The 16,411-nt window shown below is 37.8% G+C and carries 16 protein-coding genes; 8 read left to right on the forward strand and 8 right to left on the reverse strand.

Annotation, left to right across the window (positions count from 1 at the left end; translation table 11 throughout):
* The first annotated feature begins 44 nt into the window (after positions 1–44).
* The gene (locus AC07WY_RS03795; RefSeq protein WP_494735743.1) at positions 45–788 is read left to right on the forward strand and encodes an AzlC family ABC transporter permease; all 744 of its coding nucleotides are present in this window, start codon (positions 45–47) and stop codon (positions 786–788) included.
* On the forward strand, positions 785–1,084 hold the full coding sequence (locus AC07WY_RS03800) for an AzlD family protein (protein WP_262085811.1): 300 nt from the start codon (positions 785–787) through the stop codon (positions 1,082–1,084). Before AC07WY_RS03795 ends, AC07WY_RS03800 begins: the two co-directional genes overlap by 4 nt.
* 52 nt (positions 1,085–1,136) lie before the next feature.
* Here the strand turns inward: AC07WY_RS03800 and AC07WY_RS03805 are convergent, their stop codons facing one another.
* Both AC07WY_RS03805 and AC07WY_RS03810 read right to left on the reverse strand, forming a co-directional pair.
* Positions 1,137–1,433 (reverse strand): hypothetical protein, encoded by a 297-nt coding sequence (locus AC07WY_RS03805; RefSeq protein WP_004721164.1) that lies wholly within the window; start codon positions 1,431–1,433, stop codon positions 1,137–1,139.
* Between the two features lie 125 nt (positions 1,434–1,558).
* Positions 1,559–2,581, reverse strand: a complete 1,023-nt coding sequence (locus tag AC07WY_RS03810; protein WP_262085809.1) for a type I glyceraldehyde-3-phosphate dehydrogenase — start codon at positions 2,579–2,581, stop codon at positions 1,559–1,561.
* Between the two features lie 193 nt (positions 2,582–2,774).
* Here AC07WY_RS03810 and AC07WY_RS03815 point away from each other — a divergent pair, with 193 nt between their 5' ends.
* The 5 genes from AC07WY_RS03815 to csrA all read left to right on the forward strand — a co-directional run bounded on the left by AC07WY_RS03815 (position 2,775) and on the right by csrA (position 9,102).
* Positions 2,775–3,521 carry a PA3715 family protein gene (locus AC07WY_RS03815; RefSeq protein ID WP_419333957.1) on the forward strand — a complete coding sequence of 249 codons (747 nt, stop codon included), beginning with the start codon at positions 2,775–2,777 and terminating at the stop codon, positions 3,519–3,521.
* Between the two features lie 29 nt (positions 3,522–3,550).
* Positions 3,551–4,327: a PA3715 family protein gene (locus tag AC07WY_RS03820; RefSeq protein ID WP_494735744.1), complete on the forward strand. Its 777-nt coding sequence runs from the start codon at positions 3,551–3,553 to the stop codon at positions 4,325–4,327.
* A 243-nt stretch (positions 4,328–4,570) separates the two neighbouring features.
* Positions 4,571–7,264: an alanine--tRNA ligase gene (gene alaS / locus AC07WY_RS03825; RefSeq protein WP_171066878.1), complete on the forward strand. Its 2,694-nt coding sequence runs from the start codon at positions 4,571–4,573 to the stop codon at positions 7,262–7,264.
* 62 nt (positions 7,265–7,326) lie between these two features.
* Positions 7,327–8,607, forward strand: coding sequence for an aspartate kinase (locus AC07WY_RS03830; RefSeq protein WP_004721171.1), 1,281 nt, complete (start codon positions 7,327–7,329; stop codon positions 8,605–8,607).
* A gap of 243 nt (positions 8,608–8,850) precedes the next feature.
* Positions 8,851–9,102, forward strand: a complete 252-nt coding sequence (csrA, locus tag AC07WY_RS03835; protein ID WP_004721174.1) for a carbon storage regulator CsrA — start codon at positions 8,851–8,853, stop codon at positions 9,100–9,102.
* Between the two features lie 79 nt (positions 9,103–9,181).
* Here the strand turns inward: csrA and rnhB are convergent, their stop codons facing one another.
* Together rnhB and AC07WY_RS03845 are read right to left on the reverse strand one after the other, a co-directional pair.
* Positions 9,182–9,751 carry a ribonuclease HII gene (gene rnhB, locus AC07WY_RS03840; protein ID WP_494735745.1) on the reverse strand — a complete coding sequence of 190 codons (570 nt, stop codon included), beginning with the start codon at positions 9,749–9,751 and terminating at the stop codon, positions 9,182–9,184.
* Positions 9,752–9,999: 248 nt separating this feature from the next.
* Entirely contained in the window at positions 10,000–10,377 is a 378-nt protein-coding gene (locus AC07WY_RS03845) for a hypothetical protein (protein WP_004820799.1), read from the reverse strand.
* Between the two features lie 224 nt (positions 10,378–10,601).
* Between AC07WY_RS03845 and AC07WY_RS03850 the strand changes: the two genes are divergently transcribed.
* Positions 10,602–11,153: a cytochrome b gene (locus tag AC07WY_RS03850; RefSeq protein WP_004721181.1), complete on the forward strand. Its 552-nt coding sequence runs from the start codon at positions 10,602–10,604 to the stop codon at positions 11,151–11,153.
* A gap of 99 nt (positions 11,154–11,252) precedes the next feature.
* Here AC07WY_RS03850 and AC07WY_RS03855 read toward each other — a convergent pair whose 3' ends face one another.
* From AC07WY_RS03855 to AC07WY_RS03870, 4 genes are all read right to left on the reverse strand, one after another.
* Positions 11,253–11,606 carry a hypothetical protein gene (locus AC07WY_RS03855; protein ID WP_494735746.1) on the reverse strand — a complete coding sequence of 118 codons (354 nt, stop codon included), beginning with the start codon at positions 11,604–11,606 and terminating at the stop codon, positions 11,253–11,255.
* A gap of 69 nt (positions 11,607–11,675) precedes the next feature.
* Complete coding sequence (locus AC07WY_RS03860) at positions 11,676–12,677, reverse strand: adenosine deaminase (protein ID WP_004721186.1); 1,002 nt, start codon at positions 12,675–12,677, stop codon at positions 11,676–11,678.
* A 121-nt stretch (positions 12,678–12,798) separates the two neighbouring features.
* The gene (locus AC07WY_RS03865; RefSeq protein ID WP_004721188.1) at positions 12,799–14,118 is read right to left on the reverse strand and encodes an NCS2 family permease; all 1,320 of its coding nucleotides are present in this window, start codon (positions 14,116–14,118) and stop codon (positions 12,799–12,801) included.
* A gap of 883 nt (positions 14,119–15,001) precedes the next feature.
* Positions 15,002–16,399, reverse strand: a complete 1,398-nt coding sequence (locus AC07WY_RS03870) for an efflux transporter outer membrane subunit (protein ID WP_419333952.1) — start codon at positions 16,397–16,399, stop codon at positions 15,002–15,004.
* Positions 16,400–16,411 lie beyond the last annotated feature (12 nt).

Raw genomic sequence — 16,411 nt, forward strand, 5'->3', positions numbered from 1 at the left:
CATAAAATAAAAATCACCTTGTTTTAGCGACCATTGAGCAACTCATGTTAAGTTTTAAGAACACTACGACTGAACTGACCTATTCAATTGAATTTAAAGAGTTTGTACGTGGACTTAAAACCTCTATTCCAATGCTACTGGGTATTATCCCTTTTGCACTGGTTTTAGGTACACAAGCAGCGCAAAAAGGATTTTCTGCCTTAGAAGTTCCTTTATTAACAGGACTCAATTTTGCTGGTGGTTCTGAGTTCGCCATTATTGAAGTCTGGACGCAACCACCTCAATTATTGTTTTTAATTCTGATCACTTTTCTGGTCAACAGCCGACATATTTTAATGGGTGCAAGTTTAGCACCCTATATTCGACATTTGCCCAATCGTAAAGCCCTTCCATTATTATTTTTTATGTGTGATGAAAGTTGGGCCCTTAGCATTACGGATGCACACAAACAAAACCCTCGCAATCCCTATGCAGGATTTAGTGTATTTTTTTATATCGGCCTTTGTTTTGCGTTATATGTCATGTGGGTGGTTTTTACCACGATGGGAGTCGGCATTGGTTCTTTCCTAGGCGATGTCACAAAGTTTGGTTTTGACATGGCATTTCCCGCAGTTTTTCTGGTGCTTTTACGTGGAATGTGGAAGGGCTTTAAACCCGCTCTGCCTTGGTTGATTAGCCTGATCGCGGCAGCACTGGCCTATTATTATCTACCCAAAGGCTGGTATGTATTGATTGGTTCTATTTCAGGAATTATTGCTGCGTTCTTATTAATTGGAGATGAAGAATGATTCATATGACGACATTCATCGCCATTGTTTGTGTGGGATTAACAACCTATTTAACTCGAATCTTAGGTTATTTACTGTTAAAAAATAGACACCTTAGCAAAAGAACCACACGAATTTTACAGGTGATCCCCGGCTGTGTTTTGATATCAGTGATTGCACCTTACTTTGTTACGGATCAACCAGCCAACTTGATTGCAATTATCATCACACTGTTCGCAGCTTGTTATTTTTCATTATTACCCACTGTACTGATCAGTATCATTGCAACAGGGATCTTGAGATACTTTATGCTTTAAACGTTCTCAATAGCCTGTCACTCCTGACTTGATGCAATTCAAAACCTCACAATTAAGGTTTTGAATTTTGCTGTAATATTTTAATTAATTCAGCATTTTGAAACTCAACTTGAGTCAAACGTGTTGAGGTATTGTCTAAAACTTCCTGCTGTACATGCATTTTTTTAGCCAAATCTTGCATAATTTGTAAGGTCTGTTTGAGATGTTGCTCTTGTGCATGGATCTGTTGCTCATGATTCTGCACATGCTTAAGCCATTCAAGGTTTTCTTTCTTTAACTTTCCCATTTGCCAAATCACAAACATCATGGCCAGATAAAGAATCACAATAACCAAATATATAAAAAACATCATTTACCCCCAACAAAACACGTCAATCTTCGTCTTGATTAAACTCAAGTCATTAAAGTTATTTTAAAGTGATGAATATTTATAATAATCCATGAATTTTTCATCACAGTCTGATAAATATTAGATTAATAAAATGATTCACACAAATCTAACAAGCGATTTGCATAGCCCCATTCGTTATCATACCAAGCAAACACTTTCGCCTGTTGACCTACGACCATAGTTTGAGTCAGATCAACAATCAGTGAATAAGGTGAATGATTAAAATCACTTGAAACCAATTGCTCATCTGTGACAGACATAATTTCAGCATAATCATATTTTGCTGCTTGAATTAAGGTTTGGTTAATTAAATGAGCTGTTACTGGCGCTTTAGCAATAAATGTTAAATCAATGGCGGCAACATTAATTGTTGGTACACGGATTGAAAAACCATCAATACGGTTTTCCATTTTGGGCATGACTTGTTTTAATGCACCCAAAGCAGATGATGTGGTTGGAATAATATTTTGTCCTGAAGCACGTGCGCGGCGTAAATCTCGATGTGCATGATCCAATACAGATTGATCCGCAGTGACCGCATGGATTTCAGTCATTAATGCACTGTCAATTCCAAATGCATCATCAATAATTTTGACCAAAGGGACTAAAGCTTGTGTGGTACATGACACACCCGAAATAATTTGATCACTAGCTTTAACATCATGATGATTTACCCCATAAACAATGGCAGCATCAACAGTATCAAAAGGTGCTGCACCAATAATGACGCGTTTTGCACCTGCTGTTATATGTTGTGTTGCAGCGGCTCGTGATCGAAACAGTCCTGTACATTCTAAAACAACATCAATATTTAAATCTTTCCAAGGCAATAATTCAGGATTGGCTTGTCTTAAAATTTGCACTTTCTGTTTAATTTGCCGTGCGTCAATCGACATATAAAGCTGCCCATGTTCTTGTACGATATTCACTGCACCGTCAAAGCGGCCATGGGTAGTATCGTATTTAAATAAATGAACCAGCGTTTCAACATCTGCAATATCGTTAATGGCAACAATTTCAAAATGGAAGTTTTTCGGATTTTCAAACCAAGCGCGTAATACATTCCGTCCAATTCGCCCGAATCCGTTTATTGCCACACGTTGCATCAGATGTCCTTTTACAGCCAAACTACTTTATGCGCTATATGTTATAAGATTTAGCGTGACTACTGTTAGAATATGCTTTATTTAGTCATAAAAATTTCTCAAAAATAATTTTTTGATTCAGCTAGGATAAAAATAAATGTATCCATCCATTAAAAATATTTTTAAATTAAATCAATTGTTTTATCTTTACTGCATGATTTTACTAGCCTTTCTATATACACAACCAACACATGCACAAAATCTCTATTCAAACTGCTCAGAAACACTGACTCAACAACTCATTCAAAAATTCAACTTAAACACACAACAAAATTTAGATGCGCGTTATCCTGTATTCCAAACCTGCTTAACGATCAGTAAACACCAACAGATTATTGCAATCAGCGATCCTGTTGCTATGCAATCTGACTTTGCGGATTATGATTTAAATTTATATTTGATCGATACCGCATCTTCAAAAATTTTAAATCATTATACTTATCCAAAAACCATCTCTTCCGATACCAGTCAGTTTGAAAATTTAAAATTTGATATCAATCCTTACTCTAAAACTCCCCATACTCATGTTATTGGATTAGCCTTAACTTATGGGCATTCTGGAGGAATGTATTATACAATTCGTGAATTAAAACTATTTCAAATCAATGCTGCTAAAGTTCAGCTCGTTTTAGATAATTTTATGACTAATTTTTCAGGTGGTAATACGCCGTCTAGATGTGAAACTGATGTACAAACCGAGACTCAAATTTTGCTTAATCCCTTAAAACAGCAAAGTCGTGGTTTAGCAGATATTCAATTAACTGAAAAATCCGAACGTATAACGCTTGATGAGAAAAACTGTAAAACACACCGTATCGTCAAAAAACAAAACCATATTATGAAATTCGATGGAAAAAAATATCGTTTTAAACATCTAAATTTTTTAGACTTTGGAATTTGACTAAATTTTGCAATTAAAAAGGTTAGATCATGAAAACATTACAAATTGTATTGAACACTGCACTGCTTTTGATTACTGGAAATAGTTTTGCAGCACCTTATCAAACTTGCTCAGAACAATTACAAGACTCTTTAATTCAAAAATTTAAACTAACCAACCCACGTTTTGCCAATACTGAAGCCAAAACATATCAAAGCTGTATCCATTTAGACAGTACACAAAGAATTCAATTGATTGCCATTAGCCAACCGATTGCTTATAAATCTTATGATGAAATGGAACATGATCTGAATTTATATTTAATTGACTCTTCTCAGCATAAAATCCTGCAAAAGTATAAAGCACCAGAAACTTTTTACTCAGATGCAGATCATTATGATGGTGCACAACTCCATACGACCCGTTTTTCAACATTAACTGATATTGATGTCGTGGGAATTGAAACTTCATCGTCGCATCAAGGTGGTTTCACTTATAGTCACAGTAATTTAACTATATTTAAAGTTAATCCTAAACACCCCATTAAAGAAATTGGCGGTATCAGTATGAATGATAGCGGCGATGAACGAATTGGAAACTGTCCAGAGAATAGTAATTCAGAGGTCAGAAGTATCCTCATTTTATCAAATAAAACGACACATGGCTTACAGGACATGATTTTAAAAGAAACCAAAAACCAGACCAAAACCAACTATAAAACCTGCACTTCGGTGAAAAAACAATATAAGCAACAACAAACGCTTAAATTTAATGGTCAAGTATATAAATTTCAGCATCATAACTTTTTAAGTATTGATCCTTTTTAAGCAAGCTTAAATTCGATAATGGCAATGTGGCTATGTTTTAAATTTATACAACCAAAATTTACCCCAGACGAAAGTTGAAAATGTATAGAAATACCAATAATTCACCTTAAAATCATTGGTGGACACTACATTTTCCGTTATACTTTGGCGTTTTTAAAAATAAGCCCGTGTGGTGACTGAGCGCAAAAATCAGACTCAGCAACGCACTTTTAGCCAATATGAAAATTAAGGAGTGACTTGGTTGTGAGTACTCGTTTTATGACAACTGCTGAAATACGTGAAGCATTTTTGCGCTACTTTGAATCGCAAGGACATACACGTGTCGCGTCAAGTTCACTTGTACCTGCCAATGACCCTACTCTGCTTTTTACCAACGCAGGGATGAACCAGTTTAAAGACTGTTTCCTTGGATTAGAAAAACGTGACTATGTTCGTGCAACGACGTCGCAAAAATGTGTCCGTGCAGGCGGTAAGCACAACGACTTAGATAATGTCGGTTATACAGCACGTCACCATACATTCTTTGAAATGTTAGGCAACTTCTCTTTTGGTGATTATTTTAAGCGTGACGCGATCCGTTTTGCTTGGGATTTTCTTACAGGTGAAGAATGGTTAGCACTACCTAAAGATAAATTATATGCCACTGTTTATCATACAGATGATGAAGCGTTTGACATTTGGAACAAAGAAATTGGCTTAGCTGCAGATCGTATTATCCGTATTGGTGACAATAAAGGCGAAAAATACGCTTCTGATAACTTCTGGGCAATGGGTGATACTGGCCCATGTGGCCCTTGTTCTGAAATTTTCTTTGACCATGGCGATCATATTTGGGGTGGCTTACCGGGCACACCAGAAGAAGATGGCGACCGGTTTATTGAAATCTGGAACAACGTTTTCATGCAGTTTAACCGTACTGCTGATGGCGTACTGCATAATCTTCCTGCACCATCTGTAGATACAGGCATGGGCTTGGAACGTATTTCTGCTGTTTTACAGCATGTCAATTCAAACTATGAAATTGACCTATTCCAAGACCTATTAAAGTCTGCTGCTGAAATTATTGGTGTTGATACATCTGAAGCGGTTGCAACTGCTCAAGCAAACAATAAACCTATTGAATACCCTGCTTCACTTAAAGTGGTTGCAGACCATGCACGCTCATGCTGCTTCCTGATTGCAGATGGCGTTAACCCTTCAAATGAAGGTCGTGGTTATGTATTGCGTCGTATTATCCGTCGTGCAGTACGTCATGGTAATAAAATGGGCGCAACGGGTACATTCTTCTACAAAATGTTGCAACCATTAATCGATGCCATGGGTACTGCTTATCCTGAGCTTGAACAACGTCGTAATGTGATTGAAGCGGCTTTGATTCGTGAAGAAGAGTTATTTGCCAAAACGCTTGAACAAGGTTTAAAACTGCTTGAAGGTGAGTTAGCCAACCTCAAAGGTAAAACCATTCCGGGCGAAACCGTTTTTAAACTTTACGACACTTATGGCTTCCCTGCTGATTTAACCGCTGATATCGCACGTGAACGCGAACTGGAAATTGACGAAGCTGGTTTTGAAGTTGAAATGGCAGCACAACGTCAACGTGCACGCGATGCAGGCAAGTTTGCAGTTGACTATAACAGCATTGTGAAAGTAGATAGCGAAACTCAATTTGATGGCTATGAAGCAACTCAAGGTCAAGGTCAAATTATTGCGATCTATAAAGATGGCGTACAAGTTGATGAAGTCGTTGAAGGCGATGAAGCACTAATCGTATTGAACCAAACACCGTTCTATGCAGAAAGCGGTGGTCAGATTGGTGATACAGGTCTGTTCAAAAACGATACTGGTATTTTTGAAGTTCAAGATACTAAAAAATCTGGTGGCGCTTTTGTCCACCAAGGTATCGTGACAATGGGAAGCCTAAAAGCGACTCAAAATGTTGAAGCAATTGTAAAAGCAGATCTTCGTGAAGCAACTGCACGCAACCACTCTGCAACTCACCTTTTACATGCCGCTTTACGTCAAGTATTGGGCGAGCACGTACAACAAAAAGGTTCTTTGGTCGCTTCTGACATTTTACGTTTTGACTTTGCCAATGACCAACCGGTGACATTTGAACAAATTCAACAGGTTGAACGTATTGTAAACCGTGAAGTAATTGCAAACACCGCCGTTTCTACTGAACTTTTAGACATCGATGCTGCAAAAGAAAAAGGCGCAATGATGTTGTTCGGTGAAAAATATGGTGATGAAGTTCGTGTACTTTCTATGGGTTCAATCCAAGATGAGAAAAATTTCTCTATCGAACTTTGTGGTGGTATCCATGTAAAACGTACTGGCGATATTGGTCTGTTTAAAATCACCTCTGAAAGTGGTGTTGCAGCAGGTGTTCGCCGTATTGAAGCTGTTACAGGTACCAAAGCACTTGAAATCGTTCAAAAATTTGATGCAGATATTTTGCATATCAACGATTTATTAAAAGCACAGAAAGATCAAACTGTTGAAAAAGTTCAATCAACGCTAGAAACAGCACATCAATTGCAAAAACAAATTGAGCAATTGAATCAAAAATTGGCGAATTTCCAAGCCTCTGATTTAATCAATCAAGTGACCGAAATTGCGGGTCGCCAAACACTTATTGCCACAGTTCAAGGACAAGATGCGAAGTCTGTTCGTCATCTTCATGACAGTGTCAAATCAAAATTAGATAATGCAGTGATTGTGCTTGCGGCTGTAGAAGGTGACAAAGTTAGTCTTATCGCATCTGTAGCTAAAGATTTCACTGCAAATCTAAAAGCGGGTGACATCATCAAACACTTAGCAACTGAGCTTGGTGGTAAAGGTGGTGGTAAACCTGACTTAGCACAAGGTGGCGCGCCACTAAACGAGAAGTTTGAACAAGTGATGGCAGATTTAACTGCTTGGCTTGCTCAAAAATAATACTTCACTTTTGTGTAACTGACCCTAATGCCGATTAGGGTCATGGCTTATATGGAACAACTATGGCATTAATCGTTCAAAAATATGGCGGTACTTCTATGGGTACTCCCGAGCGCATTTTAAATGTTGCTCGTCGTGTAAAGCGTTGGCATGACCACGGCCACAAGGTTGTAGTGGTTGTATCCGCAATGAGTGGTGAAACAAACCGCTTATTGGCTTTAGCGAAAGCCATTACCGAAACCCCTGATCCTCGTGAACTAGACCAAATGGTGTCTACGGGTGAACAGGTAACGATTTCAATGTTAGCAATGGCGCTCAATTCAATTGGTGTTGAAGCTAAGTCACTCACAGGTCGCCAAGTTGGTATCAAAACTGACAGCGCATTTACCAAAGCCCGTATCGAATCTATTGATACAGATGTGATGACAAATCATTTGGATGCAGGTCGTGTCATTGTTGTTGCAGGCTTCCAAGGTTTCGACATTGATGGCAATACAACAACTTTAGGCCGTGGCGGTTCTGATACTTCTGGTGTTGCACTTGCTGCGGCTTTAAAAGCAGATGAATGTCAGATTTACACAGATGTGGATGGGGTTTATACCACTGATCCCCGTGTTGCACCTAAAGCAAAAAAAGTTGATCGTATTTCATTTGAAGAAATGCTTGAAATGGCATCTCTCGGTTCTAAAGTATTGCAAATTCGTTCTGTTGAATTTGCAGGAAAATACCAAGTGCCTTTACGCGTATTATCAAGTTTTGATAATGACAATGATGGCGCATTCGACGAAGATTTCAAAAACAATGTCGGAACACTAATCACTACTGAAGCGGAAGACAATATGGAACAGCCAATTATTTCTGGTATCGCATTTAACCGTGACGAAGCTAAATTAACAATTTTAGGTGTACCTGATGAACCAGGTATTGCGTCTAAAATCTTATCGCCTATTGGTGCTGCAAACGTTGAAGTGGATATGATCATCCAAAACGTTGAAGAAGATGGCACAACTGACTTCACTTTTACCGTGAATCGTGGTGAGCTTAAAAAAGCCAAAGCAATCCTAGAAGAAACGGCTACAGCGATTGGTGCGCGTGAAGTTGCTACGCGTGATGACATTGTTAAAGTGTCAATTGTTGGCGTAGGTATGCGTTCTCATGCAGGTGTTGCAAGTAAAATGTTTACTGCTCTTGCAGATGAAGGGATTAATATCCTGATGATCTCAACTTCTGAAATCAAAATTTCTGTGATTATTGAAGAAAATTACTTAGAACTTGCGGTTCGTTCACTCCATACAGCCTTCGGTTTAGACCGTGAACATGGTGAATCGAGTGCGCGTGCATAATTTTTGATCAAATATAGCTACTTATTCGCTGTTTTGACCAAGAAAAAATCAGAGCCACTATAGTGTTTTCTATAGTGGCTCTGTTATATTAGTTTTTGAGGTTTTAGAGAAATTTCAATAGAGCAACGTGAAAATGAAAAATTTGTCACATTATTCTGTTAAAATTATCGGTGCTATTTAAAGTTGTGTTTTCTAGTTTTTAGAAATTCATCGCAGGTTTAGCGTTTAAGCAAGGAGATAAACATGCTGATTCTGACCCGCCGTGTCGGAGAAACTTTGATGATTGGGGATCAAGTCAGTGTTACTGTGCTTGGTGTTAAAGGCAACCAAGTTCGTATTGGTGTAAATGCCCCAAAAGAAGTTTCTGTACATCGCGAAGAAATTTATCAACGTATTCAACATGAGCGTGCTATGCACGAGCATTTGCAACATATTGATCAAGATTATCAACCTTCTTTTGAAGATGATAATTCGCAAAACACCTATAATCGTTAAGATTATAGTGGTTTTGGAAACTAAAGCGGCTTTTAAGCCGCTTTAAATTTTTATTGATCAGTAAAAAACATCATCCGTTTTATTCAAGACCTAGTGCTTTTCTGACTGGTGAATAGCTACGACGATGTTGATCAATCACACCATGTTCAGCAATGGCTTCAAAGTGTGCTTTGGTTGGATAACCTTTATGTTTTGCAAAACCAAATTGCGGATATTGTTTGTCTAATTCAACCATTTCATGATCACGCGTTACTTTGGCCAAAATACTTGCCGCACTAATCTCAGCATGTAAAGCATCCCCGCCTACCACCGCATCACAGCTCATGCTTAAGCCTTTAGGAACTTTATTGCCATCTACAAGCACATGTTCTGGTCGCGTTTTAAGTGCCTCTACAGCACGTCGCATCGCCAATAATGAAGCTTGTAAAATATTCAGCTCATCAATTTCTTGATGTGTTGCTTCAGCAATTGCCCAAGCAATCGCTTTTTCCTGAATTTCAATAAATAACTTTTCACGTTTTTTTTCAGTTAATTTTTTAGAATCATTTAAGCCTTGAATTGGCTTGTTTGGATCTAAAATTACTGCAGCCGCAACCACAGAGCCAACCAATGGACCTCGTCCTGCTTCATCTACACCAGCAACTAACATTTTCTTTCCTATCATAAAAGAAGCTCAACAGGTTTTATCTGAGTTCATAGATCATCATCTTGAAATGATGACAGATTGAAAGCCCTTTTCTTTGTACATAAATTCAATCGGCTGATCAAAATTTAGAATATTTTACTTCGCGTGAATGACGCCATATAAAGAAAACAGCATTAATCCTAAGACCATGAATTTATCAATATAGAAAATCTGTATCAATAAATTCATATGCCTTTGATGCTTTAATGCAATTATCTCATCGCTTCCGCAACACATGCATTAATTGTTTTTGTCACCACATTTGAAACAATCGTAGCACGCGCTTGAGGGTCTAAAGCAGCTGTTGCCAAATCTACAGTGCTGACACTTTGTGGTGCTTTTTCACTGACACAACCACAAATTTCACTTTGTACATTGTTTTTCTGATCTGCAGTCATGACTTTTGTTGCAGTCTTCCAAGCAGGTAAATTATTCAGTTCAGTTGTACATTTCGCATTGATCGCAATTTTAAGCGCAACACCACCTAACTGCTGAGTTGTTGATGCTGCTGCTGCACCTGTTGGGTCATTGGTCGCGCAAGCCGATAGAGCTAAAGCGATTGAAGCAAGAAAGACAACGCGTTTTTTCACAATTTTTTCCTTTTTATGAGATAAAGCTGGGCTATTTTGCCTAAACTTATACTTGGATTAAACTAAAAATTTGAATAATCACCTCATTAGACGCTAAATGGATAAATATTTCACAATTATTGCTTTAAGCGTTGCAAATTTAAAACAATACGTTGAGTTTTTAGAACTGATTTCTTTTAATAAAATCCATATTATAAGCACTAAATTAAATCGGAATCTGTGTCATGCAACAAAAATCACAATACTATACAAGGACAGCACAATGGTTGCATTGGATTATGGCAATCATCTTTATTACCGCTTGGGTCATTGGTTTTTATAGTGGCAATTTTTTAAGCTATGATGTCGATGGGCCGTTTAAAGGTGATGTCATTACCTTACATAAGAATATTGCATCGGTGATTATCTTTTTGGTGATTATCCGTATCTTTTGGCGTTACACTCACCCTGCACCTGAACTACCTGAAACCATGTCACCATTGATGAAAACTTTGGCTCATTTAGGTCATTTGGGTTTATATTTCATGTTATTGGCATTGCCAATCACAGGATGTTTATTTAGCTGGAGTGCTGGTCATCCCGTGCCTGTATTGTACTTATTTGAGATTCCAAGACTTGTACAAGATAACCCCGATTTAACAGCGATTGTAAAACCTTTACATATTTATATTTCATGGGCTGCAGGCTTACTTCTTGTCGGACATGTTCTGGCTGCGCTCAAACACCATTTCATTGATAAAGACAATGTATTGAAAAGTATGACACGACAAGGTTAGTTGAATATAAATTAAAAAATCTAGCAAAGCACATCAAAACGGTGTGCTTTTTTATATTTTTATTGTGGTTTAAATTTATGCTGCTTAAATTCTAGATCTTTACTTTAATGCTTCTTTTGCACAACCTTTTAAACTATTCATCACCGCCTGTTGAATCAGCTTATTTTTTGCAGCTTCATTAAACGTTGCCATAACCAGCTGTTTAGCAGGGACATCATTCAAAGCATTCTCACTGACACAGCCACAGATTTTTTGCTGTGCATGTTGCTGTTGTGTAGCTGTCCATAAAAATGAGGATACTTGCCAAATCTTTGACGCTTTTAATTCACTAGCACACTGCTGTTCGATTAAAGGTTTTAACATCTTATGCGTAATCGTTTCTGTGCTTGAGTCTGCACATGCAACAGTCACAGGTAAAATAATGAATAAGGTTAGATTTGTTAAAAATTTCATTCTATTTTCCTCATGAAAAAAAGCAGTGTTCACACACTGCTTTTATAGGCTTAAAGAATATAGCTTGATTTAAGCCAATTGATCAATTTGATTGTTCCATTTTTGCTTTTCTTCATTTGAAATAAATGACGCTTCAAATGAATTTTTTGCCAATTGCTTTAACTCTGTATTGGAAAGATCTAGCGCTTCAGCAATCGAAATAAAATTATCATTCATATAGCCACCAAAATAAGATGGGTCATCTGAATTGACAGTCACATGCACACCCTTTTGCAATAAACGGTGAATATTATGTTGTGCCATATCATCCACCACACACAATTTTAAATTGCTCAGTGGGCAAACAGTCAAAGGCATCTTTTCTGCGATTAAACGTTGCATCAGTGCTGGGTCTTCTTCTGAACGCACCCCGTGGTCAATACGGTTTACTTTTAATAAATCTAAAGCTTCCCAGACATATTCAGCAGGCCCTTCTTCTCCCGCATGCGCAACCACCAAGAAACCTTCTTTGCGTGCTTGAGCAAAAACCCGTTCAAACTTAGCTGGTGGATGCCCAACTTCGCTTGAATCTAAACCTACAGCAATAATTTGATCTTTATACGGCAACGCTTGCTTTAACGTTTCAAATGCTGCTTCTTCACTTAGGTGACGCAGGAAACACATGATCAAATGAGAGCTTATACCCAACTTTGTTTGAGCATCATCGCATGCACGCTGTAGGCCATTGATCACCGTTTCAAATGCAACACCACGGTCGGTATGTGTTTGTGGATCAAAGAACATTTCAGTATGTACAACTTTATCTTCTGCACATTTTTCAAAATATGCCCAAGCTAAATCATAAAAATCTTGTTCATTGATCAGTACATTGGCACCAGCATAATAAATATCAAGGAAAGACTGTAGATTATGAAAGTTATACGCTTGTTTAACTTCTTCTACAGATTTATACGGGATATCAATCTGATTACGCTGAGCTATCGCAAACATCAGCTCAGGCTCAAACGTGCCTTCGATATGTACATGGAGTTCTGCCTTAGGTAAGGCACGAATAAGTTCTAATCTATTCACGTTTTTCCTCAAACTTATTAAATTAAATTTCAATCATCCAAATCGCTTGGATTCATTTCAATCTGATTAAAACAAAAAAGGGTGCAAACCTGAGTTTACACCCTTTTCTTACTTAAATTTATTAACCACCAAATGCAACGAATTTAATCACCCAGAGCACAGCAATGATCCAAACCATATATGGAACTGTTTTTGCTTTACCTGTAAATAATTTAACCAATGCATAGCTGATAAAGCCCATTGCGATACCGTCTGCAATAGAATAAGCAAATGGCATAAATACAATGGTTAAAAATGCTGGAACTGCCTCAGTAATATCATCCCATTCAATATTGATGATGCCTTGAATCATCAACACACCAACGAATAATAATGCTGGAGCAGTCGCAAATCCAGGAACAGATTGAGCCAGTGGTGCTAAAAATAAACACGCTAAAAATAAAATACCGACAACAACTGCAGTTAAACCTGTACGACCGCCTGCAGCAACACCCGCAGATGACTCAATATAAGGCGTTGTTGATGATGTACCCAAAGCAGCACCGGCAACAATTGCAGTTGAATCTGCAAATAGCGCTTTTTTCAAACGTGGTAATTTACCGTCTTTCAATAAACCAGCACGATGTGAAACCCCGACCAATGTTCCTGTTGAGTCAAATAAATCAACCAAGAAAAATACGAAAATCACGCCGACTAAACTTACCGTAAATAAGTTTTCAAAATTCATTTGCATGAATGTCGGTGCAATAGAAGGAATCGAACCAACAACCCCTTTAAATTCATTTAAACCTAAAGCTGTTGCAATACCAGTGATTGCTAAAATACTGATAATAATTGCGCCACGAATTTTATAGTGGTGCATAATCACGATTAGGAAAAAACCCAATAAAGTCAGTAAGACTGTAGGTTGTTTTAAATCACCCAAACCCACCAAAGTTGCTTGATTTGCAACAATAATGCCTGAGTTTTTCAATGCAACCAGTGCAAGGAATAATCCAATACCACCACCGATTGCAAATTTCAATGACATTGGAATCGCATTGACAATGGCTTCACGGATTTTAAACATGCTAATTGCAATAAAGACAAGTCCGGAAACAAATACAGCAGCCAAAGCGGTTTGCCACTCAACGCCCATACCTAAACAAACGGAATAGGTAAAATAAGCATTCAGCCCCATACCTGGTGCAAGTGCAATCGGATAGTTTGCAACAACCCCCATGACCAAACAACCAATCGCAGCGGCTAAACACGTTGCCACAAATACGGCGCCATGATCCATACCTGTTTCTGAAAGAATCAATGGGTTAACAATGATGATGTAGCACATTGTTAAAAATGTCGTTAAACCTGCCAGTATTTCGGTTCTAAACGTTGTTTTGTTTTCGCTTAGTTTAAATAAGCGTTCAAGCAAACCCGCTGAAGGATTTGGATTCGTCATTGTTGAGCCCCTGTTAAGTTTGAGCTATTCGTTGATAAAATCGAGTTCATTTAAAAAATGCTAAATGCCGTCAATTAAGGCCATAATTCAGCATTCAATAAACATACCAAAATGACATTTCCGATAAAAAACTTGAATTAAAAAAGCTGCAGATTAGCAGCTTTCATTTTCTAGAAGGTTTAACGGTCGTTATCGATTACATATTACAAATTATAACATACAGTTTAAATAATTTTATCAATCTGACGCTTTTAGTCATCCAATTCATGTGAACTCAGAAGTTTAATGCTTTAAGGATATACAGTGCCTAAATCAAATCACGGTATTACTTACTTTGAAATGATTGTGATTATTAGGATTAGACTCAATTTTCCGAATGGTTAAATTCGCATCTTTAATAATATCTTGCATTTCTTGTTGTTTTTTTTGTTGCGAATCGACATAAGAAAAATAGCCTAGAAATATCACACTACTCAACACGAAAAAAGTTACAAGCTTTACCATTTCAAAATCAAATCAAGGTATAAATTTCGCTGATTATACACATAAACGTGACATAAATAACACTTTAACAATAAAATTGTATGACAAATCACAAGTATTAACTTGCGCTTTCATAGTGCATACTAAATTTTAGAGCCTGCTATACATCTAAAATGGTGCTATTTATTTTAAATAATGATTAAAAAACAACATTAAACTTAATCAATCAAACACAGCTTTTAAATACATAAAATTTTCAATAACAAGAGTTTAGACGGCTTAGCTTACACACTTTAAAATGCATGTAAGCTTTTAAAGTGTGTAAGCTTTTAAATCAGTAATGTTTAAATACACTATTCAAAGATTTAAGCCAAGTCACTTAAGTTTTTACATCGTGCCTTCAACTTATATTGCCACCTAAGGCTGCAATCAGTTGGGCTGTATTTTTTAACTGCAACTGTTTGAGCTGTAAAGTTGCCTGTTCCGCCTGTAAGGTTAAATTCTGTGCGGTAACCACTTCTAAATAACTGACTAAGCCTGCATGATAACGACGAGTTACAACTTGTTCATTTTCTAAAGCAAGTTTAAATAGTTGAGCCTGTTCAGATTGTTGCTGTTTAAAACTGGATGACTGTAAAAGCGCGTCTTCCACCTCTTTCCAACCCGTTAAAACAGCCTGTCTATACGCTGCTGCTTTTTCAGCATAACTGGCTTGTGCTTGTGCAATCTCAGCCTTACGTTTTCCACCGTCAAATATCAATGCCGTTGTTTGTAAGCCCGTCGACCACAAATACTGTGGTGCTTGAAACAGTTGACTCAACACGCGGCTATTTAATTCACCCGTTAAACCAATACTGAGATCAGGTAACCATGCTGTTTGAGCCAAGCCCAATTGGGCATGTGTTGCCGCCAATTCACGTTCAGCACGGATCACATCAGGACGCTGGATCAGCATCCGACTTGGTAGCTGAGTTGGTAATAGTGGAACTTGAAAGTGCTGTTTCTGTTTGGCCAATTGAAATTGAGCAACTGTTTTACCTTGTACCACAGCTAAAATATTTTCTTGTAAATCACGTTCCCGCTGGGTTTCTATCTGCTGGATTTGCACTTGCTTGAGCTGTGTTTCAGCCTGTATCACATCCGCGCGCGCGATCATTCCAGCAACATATTGGTTATTTAAAATTTTGACGGAACGCTGATAACTGTGTTGGGTTTGTCGTAAAACATCCAATTGTGCATCCAGTACTCGGATATTCCAATAGGTTTCTGTGCCCAATAATTGTTGATTGAGTTTGACTGCGGCTAAGTCAGCCTGTGAAGCCCCTAAGTTTGCCTGTTGTCCTTCAATCGCTTTGGCGACTCTGCCCCATAAATCAGGAATCCAACTGACCTGAACACCCGTCGTAAATTGGTTGTTTGGCGTACTGTCCTTTGTTCCACTACGTTGTGCAGAACCATTTAACTTTAAACTTGGCAAACGGTTAGCGCGTTGCTGCTCAAGTAAGGCATTGGCTTGTTGATAGCGTGCTTCAGCTTGTTTCAGACTCAAATTTTCTTGATTCAATTGTTGCATCAATTGACTGAGAATAGGGTCTTGATAGATTTCCCACCAAGTGTTGGCATTGACGTCTAAGCTTGAGGTTTTTTTCCAATTTAAAACAGCATATTTATAATGATCATCCGTTTGAAGGACTGGCACTTTATATTCAGGCGGATGCAACACAACAGTAGAATTGCATGCAGTCAATATCAATAACACACTAAGGCACATGACATTTTTAACGATTAAACTCTGCATTATATTTTCCTA

This window comes from Acinetobacter sp. GW821-FHT01C12 (assembly GCF_059422625.1).